The 23440-nt window shown below is 39.1% G+C and carries 14 protein-coding genes; 8 read left to right on the top strand and 6 right to left on the bottom strand.

What is annotated here, in order from left to right:
- Positions 1-4: 4 nt before the first annotated feature.
- The 3 genes from PL_RS06825 to PL_RS06815 are packed head-to-tail and all read right to left on the bottom strand — an operon-like array spanning position 5 to position 4825.
- Positions 5-3169, bottom strand: a complete 3165-nt coding sequence (locus tag PL_RS06825; protein WP_348621290.1) for an efflux RND transporter permease subunit — start codon at positions 3167-3169, stop codon at positions 5-7.
- Between the two features lie 8 nt (positions 3170-3177).
- Positions 3178-4305, bottom strand: a complete 1128-nt coding sequence (locus tag PL_RS06820) for an efflux RND transporter periplasmic adaptor subunit (RefSeq protein ID WP_041881710.1) — start codon at positions 4303-4305, stop codon at positions 3178-3180.
- Between the two features lie 10 nt (positions 4306-4315).
- Positions 4316-4825 carry a DUF2480 family protein gene (locus PL_RS06815; protein ID WP_348621288.1) on the bottom strand — a complete coding sequence of 170 codons (510 nt, stop codon included), beginning with the start codon at positions 4823-4825 and terminating at the stop codon, positions 4316-4318.
- Positions 4826-5232: 407 nt separating this feature from the next.
- Here PL_RS06815 and PL_RS06810 point away from each other — a divergent pair, with 407 nt between their 5' ends.
- Complete coding sequence (locus tag PL_RS06810) at positions 5233-5826, top strand: helix-turn-helix transcriptional regulator (RefSeq protein WP_235324520.1); 594 nt, start codon at positions 5233-5235, stop codon at positions 5824-5826.
- A 16-nt stretch (positions 5827-5842) separates the two neighbouring features.
- Here PL_RS06810 and PL_RS06805 read toward each other — a convergent pair whose 3' ends face one another.
- Genes PL_RS06805 through PL_RS06795 form a run of 3 tightly spaced genes read right to left on the bottom strand, consistent with a single transcriptional unit; the run spans position 5843 to position 9657 of the window.
- Positions 5843-6259, bottom strand: coding sequence for a Dabb family protein (locus PL_RS06805; RefSeq protein ID WP_041881715.1), 417 nt, complete (start codon positions 6257-6259; stop codon positions 5843-5845).
- A 1-nt stretch (position 6260) separates the two neighbouring features.
- Positions 6261-8774, bottom strand: a complete 2514-nt coding sequence (locus PL_RS06800) for a phosphocholine-specific phospholipase C (RefSeq protein ID WP_041881718.1) — start codon at positions 8772-8774, stop codon at positions 6261-6263.
- A gap of 10 nt (positions 8775-8784) precedes the next feature.
- Entirely contained in the window at positions 8785-9657 is an 873-nt protein-coding gene (locus tag PL_RS06795) for an endonuclease/exonuclease/phosphatase family protein (protein ID WP_041881720.1), read from the bottom strand.
- A 160-nt stretch (positions 9658-9817) separates the two neighbouring features.
- Here PL_RS06795 and PL_RS06790 point away from each other — a divergent pair, with 160 nt between their 5' ends.
- From PL_RS06790 to PL_RS06760, 7 genes are all read left to right on the top strand, one after another.
- Complete coding sequence (locus tag PL_RS06790) at positions 9818-11188, top strand: S41 family peptidase (protein ID WP_041881722.1); 1371 nt, start codon at positions 9818-9820, stop codon at positions 11186-11188.
- Between the two features lie 78 nt (positions 11189-11266).
- Positions 11267-11863, top strand: a complete 597-nt coding sequence (locus PL_RS06785; protein ID WP_041881723.1) for an RNA polymerase sigma factor — start codon at positions 11267-11269, stop codon at positions 11861-11863.
- 43 nt (positions 11864-11906) lie between these two features.
- On the top strand, positions 11907-12890 hold the full coding sequence (locus PL_RS06780) for a FecR family protein (protein WP_082035912.1): 984 nt from the start codon (positions 11907-11909) through the stop codon (positions 12888-12890).
- Between the two features lie 137 nt (positions 12891-13027).
- Entirely contained in the window at positions 13028-16219 is a 3192-nt protein-coding gene (locus PL_RS06775) for a TonB-dependent receptor (protein WP_348621284.1), read from the top strand.
- Between the two features lie 191 nt (positions 16220-16410).
- The gene (locus PL_RS06770) at positions 16411-17808 is read left to right on the top strand and encodes a hypothetical protein (RefSeq protein ID WP_041881732.1); all 1398 of its coding nucleotides are present in this window, start codon (positions 16411-16413) and stop codon (positions 17806-17808) included.
- Between the two features lie 96 nt (positions 17809-17904).
- Positions 17905-18639: a hypothetical protein gene (locus PL_RS06765; RefSeq protein ID WP_041881734.1), complete on the top strand. Its 735-nt coding sequence runs from the start codon at positions 17905-17907 to the stop codon at positions 18637-18639.
- Positions 18640-18676: 37 nt separating this feature from the next.
- Positions 18677-23437, top strand: a complete 4761-nt coding sequence (locus PL_RS06760) for an MBG domain-containing protein (RefSeq protein WP_041881738.1) — start codon at positions 18677-18679, stop codon at positions 23435-23437.
- Positions 23438-23440 lie beyond the last annotated feature (3 nt).

Genomic DNA, 23440 nt, shown 5'->3' with positions numbered 1-23440 from the left:
CTTTTTAATTTAAAATTATTTCAGGAAGAGGTGACGGTTGGTGAGAAGGGGGATGGACACCGGAAATCTTCTCATGTAATGCCTGGAAAAGGATAAATAATACTGGAATCACAAATACACCGAATATGGTACCAATCAGCATTCCTCCAACAGCTGCTGTTCCGATCGATTTATTACTTAATGCACCTGCACCGGTAGCCAGCATTAATGGAATCAGTCCGAAGATAAAGGCGAAAGAAGTCATTAATATGGGTCTTAATCTTGCTTTTGCTCCATAGATAGCCGATTGTGTAATGCTTCTGCCACTTAATCTGTGCATTAAAGCAAATTCAACAATCAGAATCGCATTTTTGGCTAGTAGGCCGATCAGCATAATCAGGCTGATCTGCAGGAAGATATTGTTATCTACACCAAATATTCTGGCAAAGATAAAGGCCCCGGCCAATCCTATGGGTAAGGAAAGTAACACAGCAAAAGGTAATATATAACTCTTATACTGGGCACTAAGCAGAAAATAGATGAAAATAAGACACAGGGCAAAAATCAAAGTTGTCTGGCTGCCACTGGAAAGCTCTTCTTTGGTCAGACCAGAAAATTCATGTGAATAACCACGGCCTAAAGTCTGTGCTGCTACTTCGTTAATTGCATTAATTGCGTCACCAGAGCTGAAACCCTTGTTCGGTGTTCCGGTTACGGTAGTGGAAGTAAACAGGTTAAAACGGTTGATAAATTCAGGGCCATAAGATTTTTTAAGGGTCACGAATTCTGTAATGGGAGCCATCAATCCTTTGTCAGTTCTGACAAAAACCTTGTTGATATCTGCTTCTTTACCTCTGTAATCAGGGTGTGACTGCATCATTACCCGGTATTGTTTGCCAAATTTGTTGAAATCAGAAGCATACAGACCTCCATAGTATCCCTGTAGTGTGTTGAGTACTGTTTTTACATTTACACCAGCATCTTTACATTTGGCTACATTTACATTAACTTCTAACTCAGGGAAGCTAATATTAAATGGGGTAGCAGCATACATAATTTCGGGACGCTGGTTTAAAGCAGCCATAAATTTTCCTATGTTTTCTGCGAAATTTGCATAATTACCACCTGTTTTATCCTGTAGCTGAACTTCAAAACCATTATTATTACCAAAGCCCTGTAAAGTTGGTGAAGCGAAGAAAATGATTTTTGCTCCTTTAATATGACCTGTTTTTGCAAATAGCTCATTGACGATACTTGTGACATCCTGGTTTTTGTTTTTTCTTTGATCCCATGGTTTCAGGCGAATAAATAAGGCACCATAAGAGCCGCCAAAGCCATTGATTAAGTCCATACCAGCCAGCCTTGAAGAAAGCTCTACTTCAGGTATTGATCTGGCAATACTGTCTACCATATTAGTTATTTCTTCAGTACGGGCAAGTGTGGAAGCGGGAGGCAGAATGACATCCCCGAAAATTGCACCACTATCCTCGTTTGGAACAAATCCGGTGGGAGTGGTTTTGATCAGGAAATAAAAGATGCCGGCAAATACTGCAATTCCCGCAATGGAAAGCCATTTTTTACGTATCAGAAAGCGAACTCCCCCAATATATTTATCTGTCACGGCCTGAAATGCAGTATTGAAACCTGCATAGAATTTAGGGAGAAAGCCAGTTGGACCAGTATGCTCATCAGGATGGTGCGGTTTAAGAAATATAGCACACAATGCCGGGCTTAGCGTAAGAGCATTCACTGCAGAGATTACAATTGCAACTGCCAGCGTAAGGCCAAACTGTTTGTAAAATACCCCTGCAGAACCCGTAATGAAAGTAACCGGAAGAAAAACAGCCGACATAATCAGTGTGATTGATATAATAGCACCGCTGATTTCACTCATAGCATGTATGGTCGCGTTTTTGGCCGATTTTGCACCCTGATCCAGCTTGGCGTGTACTGCTTCTACCACAACTATGGCATCGTCCACTACAATTCCAATCGCCAGGACTAATGCAAATAATGTAAGCAGGTTGATTGTAAAACCAAATAACTTAAGAAAGAAAAAGGTTCCGATAATGGCTACTGGTACAGCTATTGCCGGAATTAAGGTGGATCTTAAATCCTGAAGGAAAATAAATACCACAATAAAAACCAATATAAATGCTTCTACCAGAGTTGAGATCACTTTTTCGATCGAAGCATCCAGAAAGTCATTCGCATTTAAAAAAGTATGATATACTACTCCTGGAGGGAAGTCTTTTGAAGCTTCTTTTAATATATTTTCACACGCTATAATCAGTTCTCTGGCATTTGCTCCGGAAGTCTGGCTGATTGCACCACCAGAAGATACTTTTCCCTGAGTAAGAAGCGCAGTTGTATAGTCCTGTGCACCAAATTCTACATTTGCTACATCTTTAAGACGCAATAAGCCGCCTTGTTTAGCACTTCGCAGAATAATATCTTCGAATTGTCTGACTTCTTCCAGCCGGCCGGTATATTTTAAAGTGTACTGAACAGATTGGTTACTATTTTCTCCTAGTTTACCCGGAGCTGCTTCAATATTCTGTTCTTTCAATGCAGCAACTATATCGTCAGGAATTAAGCCCTGACTCGCCATTGCATCTGGTTTTAACCAGATTCTCATGGAGTATTCCTGCATTCCGTAAATTTGTGTGCTTCCAACACCATTTACGCGTTTCATCTGCGGCATAATATTTATCCTCAGATAATTGTCAAGGAATTTCTGGTCATAGGCAGGATTGTTACTGTATAATAGAAAACTATAAGCCTGGCTGCTTAATTCCTTGCTGGTTGTGATTCCTGCTTTAATTACTTCTTCAGGAAGTAAACTGGTTGCTTTGGTAACTCTGTTCTGTACATTAATAGCTGCCTGATCAGGATCTGTGCCCTGTTTAAAGAATACAGTGATTGTTGCACTTCCATTATTACTTGCCGTAGAAGTCATATAAGTCATATTTTCTACCCCATTGATCTGTTCCTCTAAAGGCACAATCACACTTTTCATAACCACATTAGCATTAGCTCCCTGATAAGCTGCTGTGACAGAAACAGTAGGGGGCGCAATATCGGGGTATTGGGAAATGGGTAAGGAGGTTAAACCTAATATCCCCAGGATCACGATAATGATCGATATAACTGTTGATAATACCGGGTTTTCAATAAATTTCTTTAACATGCTGTTTCTTATTTCGAGGTTGGATGATTTGGTTTGATTTTCATACCGTCTTTTAAATTACCCAGACCTTCGGTAACGATTTTGTCGCCTGCAGACAATCCTGTAGTAACTACATAGTCTTTGTCTGTTACGGCATCCATGATATCAATTGGTGTATGGTGGACGATGTTTTTCTGATCGACTTTAAAGACAAAATATTTTCCCTGCAACTCGAAAGTTGTTGATTTAGGAACTAATATGGCACTTTTTATCTGAGTTGGAATTTGGATAGTAGCACTCGCACCACTCCATAACTGAGAATCAGGGTTAGGGAATACTGCCTTGAAGTTTGCTGCGCCCGTTGAAGCATTAAGTACCCCGCTCAGTGTCTCAATTTTACCTTTTGCATGATATACTGTGCCATCTTGCATGATTAGAGATACTTCTGGCATGTTTCTGAACTTATCACTTACCTTCTGGCCATTATATTGACTTAAAAATGTGCCCAGCTGTTGCTGGCTAAGTGAAAAGTAAGCGTAGATTTGTCTGGTATTGGCAACAGTAGTCAATGCAGCTTCTGAAGTGCTGCTAACCAAACTGCCTATTTTATAAGGTAAACTTCCTACCACCCCATTGATAGGGCTGACAATATTTGTATAAGCAAGTTTTGATTTTGCTGCAGAGAGATCTGCTCTTGCCTGGTTTAATTCTGCTTTTTTTACTTGTTCTACGTTTTTGGCAGAGGTCAGTTCAAAGGAATTCACAATTTTCTTTTCTACCAGAATCTTTGTCCTTTCAGTTTGAATACTTGCAGTTTCCAGGTTGGCAATTGCAGCAAGTACCGCTGCATTTTTATTATTCATTTCCTGCTGATAACTATTTGCATCTATTTTAAACAGGGGTTGCCCCTTACTGACAACTGCACCTTCTGCTACATATACCTGTTCGATATAACCATCTACTTTAGAACGGATTTCTACTGTCTGCTCTCCCTGGAGCGTAGCAGGATATTCTGCAAACAGATTGGTCTTTTGCGGAGCCAGTGATAGTACAGGGAATTCCTGTATGTTTTCCTGCTGATCCGGGTTTTTAGAAGTTCCACAGGAAGATAAAATCAGGCAGGCTGACAGGCAGGAATAAATTAACTTTGTTTTCATTGTTGGAGTTTTATAAGTTTTTTTTCTTTTTGTAAATCATGATTGGTGATCCCGCTTCACCCCACATCAGGCTTTGAACATGGTCCATCAGATAGCCAGAGGCGCATACATACAATTGAGGAGGAATTATCGTACTTGCTTTGAGTACTACTTTTTTATCATTAAATACTTTGTAATCAATTCTTTTGATCCTTTCCATCCAGATCTTTTCTTCATGATCCTGCAGATCAGCATAGCTGATTCTTTCGGTATATGGCTTAAGCAGAGAGGTAATAAATACATAGGCCCAGTAGGGAACTATGGCGTCATTTGAGCAGTAAAGAATAACTTCTTTAGCCGTAAACCGGCTCCAGTCAATCTGGATCATGTCTACCCGGAAAACTTTTTCTTTTAACAGATAACCCTTGAATAAATATGGTACAAGGTCAAAGGCGATGTATTCATTTTTTAAGGGCTTATAATTAATCAGATCGAGAGTGACAATACCGCTCAGATCTACTTTATTAATGATTTCTTCCATTTCTTTTTTGTTTGGCAGATTCGTTTTATTTTGGACATAGAAATCCCGGTCCGCATAATTCATGTTTAAGGGATTAAAAAATAAGCAGGCTTATTTCTTCGTTTTTTATTCTTTACAGAAGGTTTTTAAGAAAAATCAATTGCCTGGATGCAATGATTATAAGGTCTTTCGCAGTACATTCCAATATGGAACTACAAAGACTGTGTGTTTTTCCAGAAGGGGCATGTTTTGTTGTAATTTTAAAAGCATAGCTATTATTTAATAATATGAATAAATAGACCAGTTTTACATTAAAAATTTATAATAATGATCAGAATATCCCTGATAAGTTCAGCAAAGTTAGTACTTTTGTTAATAAAACAACTAAACACTTGTTTTATTAATTTATGATGACAAACAGATTTCTAATGTTACTTAAAACCCGTGGTGCATTAACAGCTTCAGCAATTGCTCAGGAGCTGGGCATGACCAAAGAGGGAGCGAGGTTACAGTTACTGAAATATACAGATGAAGGGTTGATTCAATCAGAAAATGAATCCAGTGGTGTAGGGAGGCCTAAACAGTTATTTAGTTTAACTGCATCAGGCAACTCTAAATTTCCGGATACGCATGCAGAACTTACGGTAAAACTAATCAGTATGATCAGGAGTACGTTGGGAGATAATGCATTACAGGCTATTATGGATGTAGGAGAGCAGTCAGGAAAGGATAGATATATGAATGAATTAAGTTCTATCAACGATCTGGAAGGAAGGGTTGCTAAATTAACAGAAATCAGAAGCCTGGAAGGATATATGGCAGAGTATAGTAAAGATGACGATGGATATTTATTTGTTGAGAATCACTGTCCAATTTGTGCTGCGGCAACCTCTTGTCAGGGATTTTGTTCTGGTGAACTCAATGTATTCAGATTTGTACTGGGAGAAAATGTAGATGTTAACCGCTTAGATCACATTGTTTCCGGAGACAGAAGATGTTCTTACAGAATAAATTATAAATAAATTGTCTGATTAATTCTCAGACGTTGACAGCATCATAAACTATTACTTTTTCCCATAAATGGCCACAGTTTTTAATGAATTCCAGATGTATGGGGTGAGTTTGATAAACAGATTGTCCGGCAAGATCTTTAAAGAAAATCAGTTCGGAGACAGCCCAGCTATTGTCCACTACATCACGTTTTTCTGTGCTGGCTACGACGCCTACTCTAAGGTTATGTACTGTTTCTATGGCTGATAATGTCTTCACGCCGGCAACCAGCTGATCAAGATCTTTCTTTGAAGAGGGGTTCTTCAACCAGAAGAAAACATGATGCACTACCGGGAAATCTTCTGCTTTCTTTTCTGCTGCAATTGAAGGTATATCTGTAACGGCAGTTCCAGCAGCCAGAACTGTAGCTGTTGCAATAAATTTTCTTCTGTTTGATTTGTTCATCTTATCCGTTTATTACATTACCCATTAAAGGATCCGTTTTAGTGATTGTTCCATTTTCTACTTTGCCTGCAAACCTTTCCATAAAAAGAGTGTTACCAGCAATGACAATACTGAAATCATACCAGTTATAGCTTTTTGTCAGATCCAATATAAGACTTGCTTTGCTATTTGCCTTAACTTTCAAAATTTTATTTCCGGTTTTATAACTGATATCTCTGATTTCTACATCCTGTGTTTGTTTTCCATGATTGCTGATGGTTACTATAATATTTCCGCTTAACTTCAGAGGGGATAATTTGTCTTTTTCATAACTACAGGATACTGTTAATAACGGGTTTTTGTCGTCGCCTGAAAACTCTCTGAAGAAACCATTTGGGCCATATACTCTCAAATGATATTTTCCTTCCGGAAAATTATTTAATAACCATTCGTCCTGTAAAGTGTCACCAGCAGCTACAGTATAATCCCAGCTGCGTAATACTTCCTGCTGATAGGGATTCATGGCATATACTGTAAAAGGAGAACCTGCAGATTTCTTGCCAAAAGATTGATCAGAAGCACTAAAGCTGATGCTAAAACTATTCTGTTGCCGGGAGCCATTAACATATAGCTCATAAGGTAACGGGCATGCCGGACGAACACCTTTTTCCTGTTTAGGGAAATAAGCAGATGCAGCAGGATTTTTATTAATCAGGGAGATCTCCTCTGCAGTTAGTTTTTTATAGTTATCAGGTAATTCCCTGAATTTTGAAGAGTATATTTTTTCAATAAAATCTGTCTTTTCCAAAAGTTGCGGTTGTTCAATCTTTTCTCCGTTATAAGGTCTGAAAGCTGAAGTCAGATCACCACAAACAGTTCTTCTCCATGGAGTAATGTTTTCTTCTGTTATCTTTTTATTCAGTTTCTTCTCCAGGAAGGTTTCCAGAAACTGAAGTGAAGAGGTATGATCAAATACCTCAGAACAAACATAGCCACCCCTCGTCCATGGCGAAACAATTACCATCGGTACACGATAGCCTAATCCAATCTGACTTTCTCTGATACGATCCTCTTTCATGGATGGATTTGTCTGGTAATCCTTTGTAGCAAAATCGAGTTTAGGGTCTATGTTTGCTGAAACTTTACCAGAATGTTCTTTGTAAGGATGTGGAGGTACATAAGGTGGGATATGATCAAAGTAACCATCGTTTTCATCATAAGTAAGAATGAAAATTGTCTTTTTCCATATTTCCGGGTTTTTGGTCAGAATTCCGATTACTTCGCTTACAAACCACGAACCGAACCAGGGTACACCCGGGTGGTCTGAAAAATTTGCAGGAGTCATTAACCAGGAAACGGTTGGAAGGGCGTCATTATCTGTATCTTTTCTGAACTGATCCAGAATGTCACCTTTTGGGATATTCAGCTCCCTAGCCGTTCCATTCTCATTATATTTTAAAGCATTCAGTGTATGGAAGTCGGGATCGCCGGAATTAATTCCAAAGGCTCTGGCACTCATGTTTCTGGATTTTTCTGACAGTGCTTCATAATTAGCCAGTGTATATTCCTGCTCTTCTTTTTCAATTTTGCTGAGCAATCTTTTGAGTGCTTCAAATTTTTTCTGCTCTTCCAGGGACAGATTTTTTTGATCTGCTACTGCAATTTGTGCGAGTAGAGCTTCTTTCTTCTCTTTCAGATTAGCGATTGCGCCTGGATGATAGCGGACGTTATACTGCTCGAAATATTCCATCACATTAGTGCCAAAATTACTTAACCAGGCATTTGACTCGCCATTAAGGCCAAAACCCAGTGTCAGTTCGTTCTGGTATATTTTCCAGGAAACATTATTTTCTTCTAAACGCTCCGGATATGTTTTCCAGTTTAAAGTGGGCTTGTCGTAATTACTGATATTCCACAAATGTGCCATTCCTTCTGCACTGTTCTTTTCACGAACTGTTCCTGTCATCCAGTAGTAACGGTTGGGATGTGTGCCGGCAATGGCCGAACAAAAATTCTGGTCGCACACTGTAAAGGCATCTGCCAATGAATAATAGAAAGGAAAATCTTCCCGTTTACAATATCCAATAGTAAGAGGCATATGTGCATAGGTGGTATTTGGAGACTCTTTTACATTAAGCCATTGGTCATATTTTCCGTCGTTTCTGGCATCTGTCTGATCAGTCCAGTTATGCGGTAAATAGCCCATCCAGGCAACCTTGGTATCTTTTATACTCAAATGAAAAGGAGCATAGGTATCACCATTCCTGTTAGATTGGAGCCAGACTTTATTTTTATTGGGCAGATCAATTGCCCTTGGATCATTAAAACCTCTCACACCTTGCAGCATACCGAATTCATGATCAAAAGAGCGGTTTTCCTGCATTAAGAAAACGACATGTTCAGCATCGTAAAAAGTACTGCCGGCAGCAGGGTCAATTGCCAGTGCCCGTTGAATTACAGGCGGTAATGTATTGATTATAGCAGCACCTCCGGAAAGGAGTGCTGCTTTTTTAATAAAGTCTCTACGTGAATCCATACACAAAATACTACTTTTTAATAGTTACTTCCACCAAAACCGGGAAGTGATCAGATGGGTACTTACCATGATAGGAATCTGTTAAAATACCCCATCTGTCTGCTTTAAAATCTTTGGTTACGAAAACATGATCTATAATTTCAGTTCCTTCCAGGTGTTTACCAAATTCATTAAAAGAAGGATTGTTTACATAAGGATGGGCAACCTGATTATAAGTGTCTTTCAGGTAACCTGATTTAGCCAGTGTTAAGTACCATTCACTATCTTGCCCACCGTTCAGGTCACCTGTAAATACAGCAGGTTCATTCCCGGCTATCTCTTTCATTTTACGGACTATCAGTTTACTGCTTTCTACCCTTGCAATTTTCCCCTGATGATCAAAATGAGCATTGAAATAGAAGAATCTGCGACCGCTTTTTATATCCTGAAGTTCGACCCATGTACAAATTCTGTTGCAGCAGGTGGCATCCCAGCCCAGTCCGGGTTTATCAGGTGTCTCAGATAACCAGAAGTCACCAGCTTTGATCAGTTTGAATTTATCTTTTCTAAAGAAAACAGAAGAATGTTCGCCGCCTTCTTTTCCATCATCACGTCCTTTACCATAATGTGCATATTCTGGTAAAGCAGTATTGATATCCTCTAGCTGGTTCTTAAATCCTTCCTGGATTCCGAATATATCAAATTGATGGAAACGTAATAGATTAGCTACAACCGGTGCTCTCTGTACCCATAAATTTCCAATGTCACCCTGGTTATCATTACGCAGATTATAAGTTCCGATAATAAGATGCTGTGAAAAAAGTTGTGTGTTTAAAAATAAAAGAAAAAGGATTGTAATACTGGTTTTTCCGACTTTGATGTTAATCGTGCTAAATCTGTTCATTGTTTCTGCTTAAAATACGCTGTTAAATAAATATGACGAATATAATGATAATGTGCTAAAGAGATGTAGTAATGCCTTTTAGCAGGATTATATGTTTTTATCTTAATATAAACTTTACACAGAGCGGTTACTTTTACCACACACCGATGATAACGTTTTTATGAAAACATGCTCTCTGTTTATCAAAACGCTGCTATTATATTTCTTGGTTTTCTCTCTGTATGGTTGCAGAAAATCAGAAAATAAACCAGATTATCCTGCCGGTAGTCAGGAAAATATCAACTCCTGGATACTGGATAGTATGAAAGTTTATTATTACTGGAATACAAGTTTGCCGGCAAACCCCAGTCTTGCAGTTGATCCCGTAACTTTTTTTAAAGGAATAAAAAACGGATCAGATCGTTTTTCTGCGCTGGTAAACCCCGACTTTCCTGAAAGTTATCCTCCTTCTCTAGTGCATATATTAGGGTTTGACTGGATTACTTTACAAACCGGAAGTGGAAAGGTACAGACTGTGGTTAGTCTTGTTGTACCAGATTCCAGAGCAGCTGGTAAAGGTCTTGTCAGAGGAGATATGATTAAAACAATTAATGGAACAATACCTACTGCAGATAATATAGCAGTCCTGACTTCAAACAGCATTGCACAGCAAAGTGCTGATCTGGAAATTGAAGGAAAGACAGGTGTTGTCAGAATTTCCAGATTAACTAATTCTGAAGATCCGGTTTATACTTATAAGGTTTTTCAATCTGCTGGAAAAAACTATGCCTATCTATTTTTGAATTCCTTTGAAGATGCTGCTCTGGCTCAAATAAAAAAGGCCTTTACCTATTTCAAAGAACAACATGCGCAGGAACTTATCCTGGATATGCGCTATAATCCGGGGGGGAGTGTACCAGTTGCAGCTGCGTTAGCGACAATGATTGCATCTAATACAACCACAGGAGCATTATTTGTTGAATACCGTGGTAATTCGAAAGCAGGTTCCAGAAAAAGTAGTTTCGGCACAGAAATACAGAGACTCCAGGGAGCTTTGCGTACAGATTTCATAGAGCTTTCCGGTTATCGTCTGGGGCTGAACAGGGTTTTTATTTTAACAGGAACTCATACTGCATCGGCAGCAGAATTACTGATCAATTCTCTCAGACCTTATATAACCGTTATTCAATCCGGACAGCAGACTCTTGGAAAGGATATGGCCAGTTTTGTAATTAAAGATTACAGGAATCCGCAGATTGTACCCAAATGGGAAATCTATCCAATGATTTTTAAGCTATTTAATGCTGCTGGTAAAGGGGATTATAGTAATGGGCTGATGCCTGATCAGCTGGCTGATGAATTGTCCTCGCTTCCGCTGAAGCCTTTTGGTGATCCCGCAGATCCGCTAGTTCAGAGTTGTCTGGAAAGAAGTACTGTTACGACAACAAGCCGGTTGAAAGTTGAATCGGTTGCTGAAAAACCTAGAGTAATCTATGATTCCCGGGTTCCTGTTGATTTGAAATCAAGTCTGACTATTACAAGACCTTATTAATATATATTCATTTAAGTTAACATTTTATTAATCTGTGGTTTATATACTACATCATTTTGAAACTTAGATTTGTACAGTATGACAGTGTTGACAAAAGGTATCATTCAGGATTTCATTAATGGTAATGAATATGCTTTTACCCAGATTTACAGGCTGTATTATAAAGATATAAGATCTTACTGTCTACAGCATACCCGTTCTGCTGAACTGGCTGATGAATTAACCAGTGACGTTTTTTTGCGTCTATGGGAGGCACGTGAAAATCTTGACCCTGAAAGGGAAATCAAACCATATCTTTTTACGATTACAAAAAACGTGACTTTTACCTGGTTAAAGCGTATGCTAACTGATCAGAAGATGAAGAGTGTTTTTCGCAGCCGTTACCTTTCTGCTCAGGAAGAGGCTAGTCAGCATGTGGCAATTACTGCAGCAATGGATCTCGCTTTGCTTCGTAAAATTATGGGCAGGATACCTTCCAAAAGAAGGCAAACTTTTGAATTGTGTAAAATTGATGGGTTCACTTATGCTGAGGCTGCCAATATGCTTTCAGTGAGTAAGGAAACGATCAAAGAACATATGAGTTTAGCTAAGAGAGATCTGAGCAAGCTTGCTGATGCAGCCGATTATCTGTACCTTCTTTTACCCCTTCTTTTTTCTCTGGATAATTATTTTTAATTATCATCCCCCCTAAGTATCCCACCTGATAGTATATAGTAGTATGAAGTCGAGTGAGAAAAAGAATCTATACCGTAGGTTTCTTGAAAAGGAATTGAATGCAGCAGAACTGGATGCATTTTTCCTGCTGGTAGAAAATGGAGAATTTGATAATGACTATCAGAATCTTATGCCTGCAGTAGAAGAACCGGTAATGATCAGCGAATTCGTTAAAGCAGAAAAACCTTTAATAGCAGAAGAACCTGTGATAGTTCCACAGGTTAAAGGAAGATCTGTATTCAAACTTTTTGTAAGACTGGCTGTAGCAGCTTCTTTACTATTGGTGTCTGCAATAGGGTATTTAACTTATCGTAAGACAGAGAATCTGAAGCAGCAATCCATCTATACTACCGTGAGTGTACCTGTCGGGTCAGTGAAGATTATAACACTGGCAGATCATTCCGTTGTTACGCTTAATTCCGGTTCGGTATTCAAATACCCGGCTTCGTTTGCTCCAAACAACCGTAAAGTGTTTCTGGTCAGAGGAAAAGGTTTCTTTGAAATTGCAAAAGATAAGCACAGACCATTTACTGTTTATTCTGCCAGATTATCTACTACAGCTTTAGGTACCTCTTTCACCGTAGAAAATTACAAAGCCTATCAGCTGGAGAAAGTACGTTTATACACTGGTAAAGTTGAAATAGGAAGTAAGGAGAAAGGTTTTGCGCCTTTGAGGCTTATTCCTGGTCAGCAATATAGTCAGATTGGTAATAAAGGGACAAAGGGTGTATTTGCTGCGGCAGGAGAAATCAAATCTTATACAGAAGATGGTACGCTGGAGTTTGATAATACCAGTCTGACAGAAGCTTTAGCCCGTATAGCCTCTTATTACAATATTACCCTGCAATTTGATAAAGAAGACCTGAAAGGTTTTGCAATTAGTGGCAGATTTAGAAATGAACCTGTTAAAGATGTAATCCATACGCTTTTATTTACTCACCATTTAAAGTTTAAAAAAATCCCTGAGGGGTATGTTATTATGAATTGAGCGCTTAATAGACCATGTACGATGTACAAAAAAAAGAGAAGTACCGCTGGCGGCAGTACTTCTCCTGATTACCGGTAAGACCGGCAAAAAACAATGATAAATTACGATTCACAGGCGCAATAAACCATTCCAAAAGTATGATTATATATTTACTGTCCAAAAAAAAATATACAGTATATCCTATTAAACCCTTATTACTCATTAGTTTCCTTGTTATTTTACTATCATTTTATAATACTTCCAAAGCTCAGAACCTTAATGCAACTGTTACCCTGAGTTATAAAAACTGTACTGCTCAGGCTTTATTAAAAGAGCTGGACAAACAATCTTCCTTTACTTTTGTCTTTGATCCTGCTCAGATGGGAGGGATTCAGTTACAGAACATTAGCTATAATCATTTACCCCTTAAACAGGTTCTGGATGATCTTGAAAAAAAGACTAATCTTGACTTTTCTATACTAAACTCAAATATTTCAGTCCGTTTAATTGTAAAGCATCCGGTAAAAAAGCCGGAGCCGGGAAAAATTACCGGCACAGTCAGCGATGAAAAAGGTGAGACTTTTCCAAGTGCCAGTATCAGAGTTGTAGAATTAGGTTCAGGAATGCAAAGTGCAATTGATGGAACTTATACGCTGTCACTTCCTCCGGGAACTTATACGCTGGAGATCAGTTATATTTCTTATCAGACACAAAAAATTACGGGTGTGCAAATAAAAGCCGGGGGAATCACGAAGCTGGATATCGCTATGAAACCTTCGGCTAATGCATTAAAAGAAGTTGTAGTCACTTCGGGTTATCAAAAAGCTTCTGCAGCAGGTTTGTATGCAAAACAGAAAAATGCAGCTGGTATTACCGACGGGATTTCAGCAGCACAGATCTCACGAACTCCTGATAATAATGTCGGGGCCATCCTTAAACGTGTAAGTGGTTTAAATGTAGTAGATAACCGGTATGTTGTGGTACGAGGATTAAGTGATCGGTATAACCAGGCGCAAATTGATGGGGTAACACAGCCAAGTACCGATATGAACCGCCGAAATTTCTCTTTTGATGCAATCCCGGCAGAGATGGTAAGTAACATCGTAGTCAATAAAACTGCTACGCCGGATTTGTCTTCAGAATTTGCCGGAGGACAAGTGATTGTAAATACCTTAGATATTCCTGTACAAAATTTTACACAGTTTCAGATTGGAACAGGTTATAATACCAATACCATTGGTAAAGATTTCAGGCAGGCTGGAAAACGTGGTGGAGCTGAAGTTTTTGGCTTTATGGATAACAGTCACAAATTGCCATTAGGCTTAAGAAGCTGGGATCGTAATGGTTTGCCACCGGATTATATGATTGCTCAAAGTAAAGCTTTTGATCCGGAAGGATTCAGGTTGTATCGTTATGGTTTTGAGCCGAATCAGAATTATCGTTTATCTTTTGGCCGGGTTTATTCATTGAAAGACGGACTGAGTTTTGGATTTGTAGGAGGGGCTACCTTACGTAACAGTCAGGAAATTAATGATTTCATAAGTACCAGAGGGGGATTTACGCCTTCATCAATTGATAGTGTAAATATTCGTCAGAATGGGAAAATCTATAAATACAATTCCACTATAAGTGCCTTATTAAATCTTGGTATTCAAGGTAAAGGATTTAAGCTGGGATTCAGAAATATGTATTCTCATGTATATAACAATGATTTCATTACCTCAGAAAGCAGGGATCCTACAGATGAGCAGAAGACGGGACCAGAATACAGAAGACAGTTCAATATTCAGGATCCAAAGAACACGACAGTTTTGCAGCATAAACTGGAAGGAGAACATACTTTAGGAGAATCGGGGATTAAGCTAACCTGGAACGGCTCTTTTACAAATGTAAGTCAGACTATAGATGACAGACGTAAATTCACAGCGTTTGGGTCTGGTTCAGTAAATGGAGTTCCTTATTTTCAACGTTATCTGGTTGCAAACTCCCAGCAGAACGATGGTAACCCTGATTATCGTTTGTACACAGATACAAGAGAAAAGGACTATAACTGGGGAGTTAATCTAAGCCGGTCTTTTGACTTTATGAATGATAAAAGCTTAGTTAAAGTTGGTTATAGCGGCTTTTATAAAAAAAGAAATCTTTCCAACTATACTATTGAGATCTACAATGCAGTAAATCCAATTCTGTTTGTTGCTCCTTATGAATATAGTCTTGCTCCGGATAAAGTTGGTAGTGGCGCAACTCAGGCCTTTTATAGTGTTCCTGATGATATGGGTGGCCAGTTTACTGGTAAGGCAAATTCTCAGAGTGCCTACGTAATGCTGGATCAGCATCTCTTAAAAAAATTAAGACTGGTTTATGGAGTCAGGTATGATGCTTATAAACTTTCCAATACCCAATTGAAAACGAAGGATGCAGAAACCAATACAGATGATAATAAGAAATTTCTTCCTTCAGTAAATGTAACCTACAGTATCACAGATAATATCAATATCAGAGGGTCGTATGCTACCACTTTAGTCAGACCGGATTTCAGAGAGACTTCTGTTTTTAATTTATACGATCCGATTCTTGATGCCAGGATCAGAGGTTCCAATGTGAAAAGTACACAGATTAATAATACAGATTTAAGACTGGAGTGGTATCCTTCTCCGGGTGAAATTGTTTCTTTATCAGGATTTTATAAACATTTTGATAAGCCAATTGAGCTGGTGTTTATTCAGGATATGGCGGTAGATCAGTATGCATTCCAAAACCAGAAATCTGCTGTTAACTACGGATTGGAAATGGAGGTCAGAAAGTCACTGGGTTTTATTGCAGACAAACAATGGCTGCGTAATCTTTCTGTTTTTGGAAACGGAACTATTATTAAATCCAATGTAGTTGCACTTAGTTATGAAGGAGCCAATAATGAAATTGTTAAAGAAGTTAAATCAAAGAGAGCCCTTTATGGCCAGTCTCCATGGATTGTGAATGTTGGTTTATCTTATACTCAGGATAAATACGGTGTAAACGTAGTTTATAACAAATCAGGATACAGAACCAATACAATACATTTCAGCCCTTTGGAAATTGAGTATGAAATGGGGCGGGATCTAATTGATTTTCAGGTATTCACCAGGCTTTTTAAACAAAGAGGGGAATTGAAACTGAATATTTCCAATCTGCTGAATGCTCAAACCCGTTTTTATAAAAATATCAACGGATATGATGGCGGCGGCGGAGATACACCTTATACTTTAAAGGAAGGACATACAGATAAATATAAAGAAAGTGACGGTGATAAAATCACTTACCAGGTTAAATCAGGTACCAATGTAAGTATGGCATTTACCTATAAATTCTAGAAGAAAAAAATCCAGGACAGACTGGTTATTCGTTGATGTTAAAATATCAACTGTTACTGTATGTAATTTTTGTAAATATCTTTTAGTCAATTAATTATTAATAAAAACTTAACATAAAATAGTACTTATAAAAACACTGAACTGTTAACTTTATTACATAATAAAAAACCATAAACCATTTAAAAAAAACAATGAAAAAATTCACAAAACAAGCGATCGCAATTGTAGCAATTGCCGCATTCGCAGTCGCAGGCTGTAAAAAAAGTAATGATGGAAATTTTGATCGTTCAACTGGCGCTGGCGGGCCTTTTCCTGGAGCGGATTCTGTAATCACCGGTAATATTACCGCAAACAGAACACTAAGTCCTGGAAAAGTTTACAAATTAAATGGTGTAGTTTATGTGACTGGCGGAGCAAAACTTACTATTAAACCAGGTACTATCATCACTACAGGAGAAAAAGTAAATTACAAAGTTGATCCTTCAACTTCAGTAGTTAACTCAATCGCAGGAGTATTGGTAATTACAAGAGGATCTAAAATTGATGCAGTTGGTACTCCATCAAATCCGATCGTATTTACAACTCCAAAAGCTAAAGGTTCACGTGCTGCAGGTGATTTCGGTGGTGTAATTATATTAGGTAATTCAACTACCAACAAACCATCTACAACAGTTATTGAAGGTTTACCAGGTTATGATGCAAATGGTGTTTCATTAGGAGTAGACCTTACTTACGGTGGAAATGTACCTGCTGATAATTCAGGTAAACTTCAGTATGTACGTATTGAGTATGCTGGTTATTTATTAGCTCCAAACAATGAAATCAATGGTTTAACTATGGGTGGAGTTGGTTCAGGAACTACTATCGATCACGTACAGGTATCTTTTGGTGCTGATGATGCATTTGAATTCTTTGGTGGTACAGTTAGTCCAAAATATCTGATCGCTTTAGGTAACGATGATGATGATTTTGATACTGATTTCGGTTATTCAGGAACTATTCAATATGCAATCAGTTTAAAAGATCCACAATCTACTCATAGTACAAGTGGTGGTGTTTCTGATTCAAATGGTATTGAGTCTGATAACGACGGAACTGGTTCAACAGCTTCACCTAGAACAAAACCAACTTATTCAAACTTCACTTTACTTGGATATTCAAGTGCTAACACAGGATTACGTGCTGGTAACCGTTGGAGAAGAAATTCTGATCTTTCAATCACTAATTCAATCATTGCTGGTTACAATACAGGTGCTGAATTCCAAAGCGGAACTGAAACTAATGCAACTGCTGGTGGTTTCACTAATAACATTGTACATTCATACACAACAGTATTCTCTCCTGCAACTGCAGTTTCATTAACTGGAAGCGTAAACTCAACTCTTGCATCTGCAAGTGCTGATGCATTTATCGGTTTAGGTACTGATGGTGAAGCTAACTTAAGTCCTTTCTATACTACAGATTTACGTGCTACTTATTCATTATTGAATTTATATCCACGTGATGCAGCTAGTACTAAAGGTGCTGTATTAGAGTCAAATTACTCAGACTGGAATTCAGGATGGGCTAACTTTGCTCCTCAGGACTAATATTTTAATACTGAGATTATTAAATAAGAAATTTATCATCTATGAAAGAGCAGTGTCCCGTTATTATGGGGACTGCTCTTTCATTATTCCTAAACAATGAGAATAATCTTTTACCTGATTTTATTTACTTCCATAATTTTTAGTCTTTCTTCCTGTTCAAAAGGAGAGGTGATTAAAGATCCTCGGTTTGGCAGTGTGTCTATAACCGATCGTACTAATGCCAATATCAGTGTGATACAGGGTGATAACTATAAATTTCCGTTAAGTGGAAAAGGTAGTGATGCAGATCAGAATATTAGTTTGGTTTCTGGTCAGAATCGTTTCAGATTCTATGAAGAAGATGTATTGCTGCTGGACACTTCTATTTCAGTGGAAGCCTTTGTACTTCATCCATATTTTATGTTCATGTCAAATGCCAATTCTGTCCTGAGAATCGTTGATGCCAAATTGAATAATTTTGACAAGGAGGAAAAACCGGATGCTGGATTTATTAAAATCAGCCTGGCTAATTTTTCTAAGTTTTTACCTGATAAGATAAATGTCTATGTATCTACAACTACTTATATTCCTTATTTAAATCAGCCAATCCAGATAGGTGAATTTCTAAATGCTTCCGGTTCATTTTCCGGGTTTAAAAGACTTTTACTGGGAAAAGATCAGGCTTCCAGACCAGTAAAAGATTTTTTGCTGACGATAAAAGATCGTGCAGATCAAACAGTACTGGCTACCAGTACATTTACCTTACCTGTAGAAACAAAGAATGTTTACCTGCTTTATTTGTCAGGTGATAATCTATCCAGCCTGAAGGTAACTACACTTATGAGCAAATAATGCTCTTCTCAAACAGACTCATTTTAAACTAATATAGATGAAAAAGCTTTTACTATTTTTATTCACCTTGTTTTCCATACAGGTATTCGGACAGGAGCCCAAGCTTGAAATGCTGATATTTCCGAAATACATAGAGGGGCCAACGGGGACATTTGGTGACGTAAGTGGTGGGTTTCCTTATACTTTCAGAGCTAAGATTACAGGGCTAAAGCCAGGTAAGACCTATAGATATGAGAACAAGATTGTCAGTCTTAAAGAATCGAATGTCAGTGCGCCCAGATACATGTATATTCTGCCGCCTGCCAATGTGATTCCGGGTACGCCAAATTATAACGCTGGTGATTATTTTATGCCGCCCATTGCCGGGTCTAATGATACGAATGGCTCTGCTGATCTGGGTAAACTGGAGTCAGATTATGGAGTTTTCACCGCTGGTGCAGATGGTAGTTATACCGGATGGTTTATACAGGAAACAGTGAAGGCTTCTTTTAGAGGGAAGGTGTTTCTCAGGCTATCACTTAATGATCCTGATGCAACAGATCTTACTGCTATTGCCTATACACTTCATTCTCCTGATGATCAGCCTTTAGTGGTGATTGCGGTAAGTAAGAGCCAAAATGTGGCTGGGACTCCAAAATTTGCTACTGCAATCAGAAGTACTGCAGCTACTTCAGGTATAGCTAAAAATATGGTGTTTTTATATGATAATGAAGAGGGAACAGGCCGGCCGGTTGCAGGGACATTTATTGAAGATGATGGTGTTGCCAGTAAACAGATCAGTGGTATATCCGGGCTCTCCGCATTCTATTTTAATAATGTAAACGGAAAATCAGGAACCTGGGGAACTATCATATTAAATTCAGAAGCAAATGGTATCCGCCGCATTGAGCAGCGGAGTCTTGCGGACGGATCAATTGTTGGCTATAATACTTCGCCGGATGGAGTCTGGGCTGATGGTGCAACTCCAGGAGGTACTGTGCCAACTGCTTTAACAAGAGTTGGTGGTAATTCTGCAGGAACTTTGGGTATAGTAATTGATGGAACTAAAGTTACACTCGCACTGCAAAAATCACCTCAAACTCTTACTTTCACCAATACTTTTCCTGCTACATTCAAAGTAGGTGATCCCGATTTTACGCTTACAGCAAACAGTACCGCAGGTTTAACTGCTTTTCAATATTCGGTAGCTCCTGCAGGAATTCTTCAGCTTACAGGCAGTACTGTAAAGATAATAGGAGGTGGAACGGCCGTAATCACAGTAACTGAGCCCGGAAATGCAACCACAGAAGCTGGGATTGCTACAAAAAGTATTACCGTAACCGCAGCTCCACAGACAATTACAGGCTTGCCTTCTACACTTTCATCAGTTTATGGTGATGCCAATATCGTTTTAACAGCTACTGGCGGAGCTAGCGGGAACGCAGTAGTTTATACCTCAGATGATCCGGCAATTGCTGAGATTACTGCAGGTAATCAGATCAATATTAAAAAATCAGGTACTGTAATCATCAGAGCAAATCAGGCAGGAGGGGCAAATTATTCTCCGGCGGCTGAGGTAACCAGCACACTGACAATTACAAAAGCGCAGCTCAATATTACAGCAGAAGATAAAACGAAAACACAGGGCAGTGTGAATCCGGTAGCGACATTTGTTTACGGAACCTTTAAAGGTACTGATGATGCAACTGCTATCACGGGGACCCCGGCATTGACAATCCAGGCTGATGCCGCATCTGTGGCTGGTGTATATGATATTCTGGTAGATGTCTCCGGATTAGCCTCAGACAAATACACTTTTAACCCGATAAATGGAAAATTAACTGTTGTAGCTAAAGCAAACCAGGTTATTACGCTTAATAATCTGCCGGCAACAGCAGCTTATGGTAATCAGCCACTGCTTTTTCAGGCGACAAGTAATACCGCAAACCTGATTACTTTTACCAGCTCTAATCCTGATATTGCCATTGTAGAAAAGGACATAGTAGGAGAGTGGACAGTGAAAATTATTGGCGCAGGTGAAGTTGATCTTACGGCTCAGCAGGCAGAAGATGCTGCTTATGGTCCGGCAACAGTCAGTCAGCATATTAGTATTGCTAAAGTCCCGTTAAAGGTAATCGCAGAAGATAAATCTAAACTAACAGGAGAAAAAGATCCAATATTCACAGCCCGTTATGAAGGTTTTGTGAATGGTGATGATGTCAGCAAATTAACAGGTACACTTGCTTTTACTAAACAGGCTGATGGAACCGGATTCCTGATTGTTCCTGCAGGTTTGAGTTCTGCTAATTACGTGATCACTTTTGTAAATGGAAAACTCACAGAGGGTTCTGTAGCATTTGCACCTATCCGCAAAACCTATGGTGACGCAGCTTTTGATCCTGGTGCAATCAGTTCTGCAGGTAAACCAGTTTATACAGTGGCCAATTCTGCAGTAGCTATAGTTAATCCTGCTGGTTTACTGGAAATAAAAGGAACAGGCTCTACTACTGTAACTGCAACTTTTGCCTCAGGTGCTACCGGAACAACAACATTGAATGTTGACCAGAAGACAGTTGTAATAACTGCTGATCCGCAGACCAGGATATATGCACAGGAAAATCCGCTGTTAACCGTTAATTATAGTGGTCTGGCTTATGGAGAAACAGAAAGTGTTTTAACCGTAAAACCACAGATATCAACCACAGCAACTATCAATTCAGCTGTTGGGACCTATGCAATCAATGCGGGTTCTGCTGTTGCTTCAAACTATAAATTCAGTTATCAGCAAGGTGTATTGACAATAACACGTGCTGCACTAGCTGTCAAAGCTGACGATAAATCTAAAGTATACGGACAGGCAAATCCAGAACTTACCCTTAGCTATACAGGGCTGGCTCCACAGGATAATGTAGCAGGTCTAAACCTTAAAGCAGTAGTGGGTACAATTGCCGTTGCTGGTTCAGGTGTAAATACTTATCCGGTTACTGTTTCGGGTTTAACAGTAACCACAAATTATCAGGTTAGTTATCAGCCAGGTATATTAACCGTTAAACCTGCGCCTTTAAACATCAAAGCTGATAATGCGGAACGCGGAGCCGGGCAGGCCGATCCGGTTTTTACCTTTACTTATACCGGTTTTGTAAATGGAGACAATGCAGCCAGTTTAACCACAGCCCCACTGGCAACTACCACAGCAACTGCAGCCTCAGGAAAAGGAACTTATCCGATTTCGGTAAGTAATGCTGTCGCTGCAAATTACACTATCAGCTATACAGAAGGACAATTACATATCAGGAGTTTACCGGTTATTACCTATGCCAATTTGCCGGCAGTTACTTATGGTGATGCAAATTTTGACCCTGCAGCTTCTTCAGATGCAGGTGTACAGCCGGTTTATTCCTCAGATAATCTAAGTGTCGCTGTGATTGAGAATGGAAGAGTAAAAATTGTAGGGACGGGAACAGCAAATATTACTGCCTCATTTGCAGCAACAGCTGATTTCGTAGCTGCCATAGCAACCAAATCTCTTACCGTTGCCAAAAGAATACTGATTGTCAGAGCAGATAATAAAAGCAGATTATACGGACAGTCGAATCCTGTTTTAACCGCCACTTATGATGGCTTTGTAAACGGAGAAACTTTAGCTACCGCTGTATCCGCTCCGGCTTTATTAACTACGGTTGCCAAACCATTATCCCCTGCAGGTACCTATACGATTTCCGGAAGTGCAGCTTCCGCCTTGAATTATACGATCAGTTACGAAGCAGGAATTTTATCAGTTGGTAAAGCTGTATTGAATGTTACAGCAGACAATAAAACAAGAACGTATGGGACTGATAATCCTGTTTTTACTTTTAAATATAGCGGCTTTGTAAATGCTGAAGGAGAAACGGTTGTCAGTAATTCTCCTGTAGCCTCAACTGTAGCTGTGAAAAGTTCAGCTGCGGGTACTTACCCAATTGTTTTGTCAGGTGCTTCGGCTGATAACTATACCTTTAATTACACCAGCGGTATTTTAACGATCACTTCTACGACCCGTACAATTACCCTGGATGTAATCAGTACAAAATTCGTTGGTGATGCTGACTTTACTCCGGATGCTATCCTGACCAGTGGTGAAACTCCGGTATTTAGTACCTCAGATCCTGCAGTTGCTACTATTATAGATAATAAAGTTCATCTGGTGGGTGCAGGGAATGTAATGATTACAGCTACTGCTCCGGTTAATTCAAACTATGCGACAACCCCGTCCGCCAGTCGTTTGCTGGTCGTGAACAAAGTTGAACAAACTATTACTTTTGAAAATATACCGGTTCTGCAGATTGATGGAACCTATACTTTAAAAGCATCTTCAAGTGCTGGTTTACCGGTAACCTATACTGTCAGCCGCCCAGAACTGGTTTCGCTGACAGGTACCAGTATTAAAGGATTGAGAATTGGGAAAGCACAAATTACGGCTGTTCAGGCCGGAGATAACCGTTATGCAGCTGCCCGGATGGTAGTTCAGGAAGTACAGATCACAGATGCAGCAGGCGAAGCTGTCAAAGTTCATCCTGCTTTATCCATCAATGGAGACGGAGTCAATGAATTTCTTACTATAGACGGTATAAAAGACTATCCTTTAAACAAGGTGACAATTATTAACCGCAATGGTCTTAAAGTATTTGATATAGAAGGTTATGATAATGATCAGCATGTATTTCTTGGTAAATCAAAATCCGGAGAGAATCTGCCGCAGGGTACTTATTTCTGTCTGATTGAGTATCAGTCAGACAGCCATGTAAAGCGTAAAACGGGTTATTTTATCCTTAAATACTAATTC

Source organism: Pedobacter lusitanus, assembly GCF_040026395.1.
Lineage (GTDB): Bacteria > Bacteroidota > Bacteroidia > Sphingobacteriales > Sphingobacteriaceae > Pedobacter > Pedobacter lusitanus.
This window is presented reverse-complemented; position numbering and strand designations above follow the sequence as displayed.

Excerpts from the sequence above, each read along its gene's own strand:
- PL_RS06825 (WP_348621290.1), bottom strand. The coding sequence starts at position 3,169 with ATGTTAAAGAAATTTATTGAAAACCCGGTATTATCAACAGTTATATCG.
- PL_RS06820 (WP_041881710.1), bottom strand. The coding sequence starts at position 4,305 with ATGAAAACAAAGTTAATTTATTCCTGCCTGTCAGCCTGCCTGATTTTA.
- PL_RS06815 (WP_348621288.1), bottom strand. The coding sequence starts at position 4,825 with ATGGAAGAAATCATTAATAAAGTAGATCTGAGCGGTATTGTCACTCTC.
- PL_RS06810 (WP_235324520.1), top strand. The coding sequence starts at position 5,233 with ATGTTACTTAAAACCCGTGGTGCATTAACAGCTTCAGCAATTGCTCAG.
- PL_RS06805 (WP_041881715.1), bottom strand. The coding sequence starts at position 6,259 with ATGAACAAATCAAACAGAAGAAAATTTATTGCAACAGCTACAGTTCTG.
- PL_RS06800 (WP_041881718.1), bottom strand. The coding sequence starts at position 8,774 with ATGGATTCACGTAGAGACTTTATTAAAAAAGCAGCACTCCTTTCCGGA.
- PL_RS06795 (WP_041881720.1), bottom strand. The coding sequence starts at position 9,657 with ATGAACAGATTTAGCACGATTAACATCAAAGTCGGAAAAACCAGTATT.
- PL_RS06790 (WP_041881722.1), top strand. The coding sequence starts at position 9,818 with ATGAAAACATGCTCTCTGTTTATCAAAACGCTGCTATTATATTTCTTG.
- PL_RS06785 (WP_041881723.1), top strand. The coding sequence starts at position 11,267 with ATGACAGTGTTGACAAAAGGTATCATTCAGGATTTCATTAATGGTAAT.
- PL_RS06780 (WP_082035912.1), top strand. The coding sequence starts at position 11,907 with ATGAAGTCGAGTGAGAAAAAGAATCTATACCGTAGGTTTCTTGAAAAG.
- PL_RS06775 (WP_348621284.1), top strand. The coding sequence starts at position 13,028 with ATGATTATATATTTACTGTCCAAAAAAAAATATACAGTATATCCTATT.
- PL_RS06770 (WP_041881732.1), top strand. The coding sequence starts at position 16,411 with ATGAAAAAATTCACAAAACAAGCGATCGCAATTGTAGCAATTGCCGCA.
- PL_RS06765 (WP_041881734.1), top strand. The coding sequence starts at position 17,905 with ATGAGAATAATCTTTTACCTGATTTTATTTACTTCCATAATTTTTAGT.
- PL_RS06760 (WP_041881738.1), top strand. The coding sequence starts at position 18,677 with ATGAAAAAGCTTTTACTATTTTTATTCACCTTGTTTTCCATACAGGTA.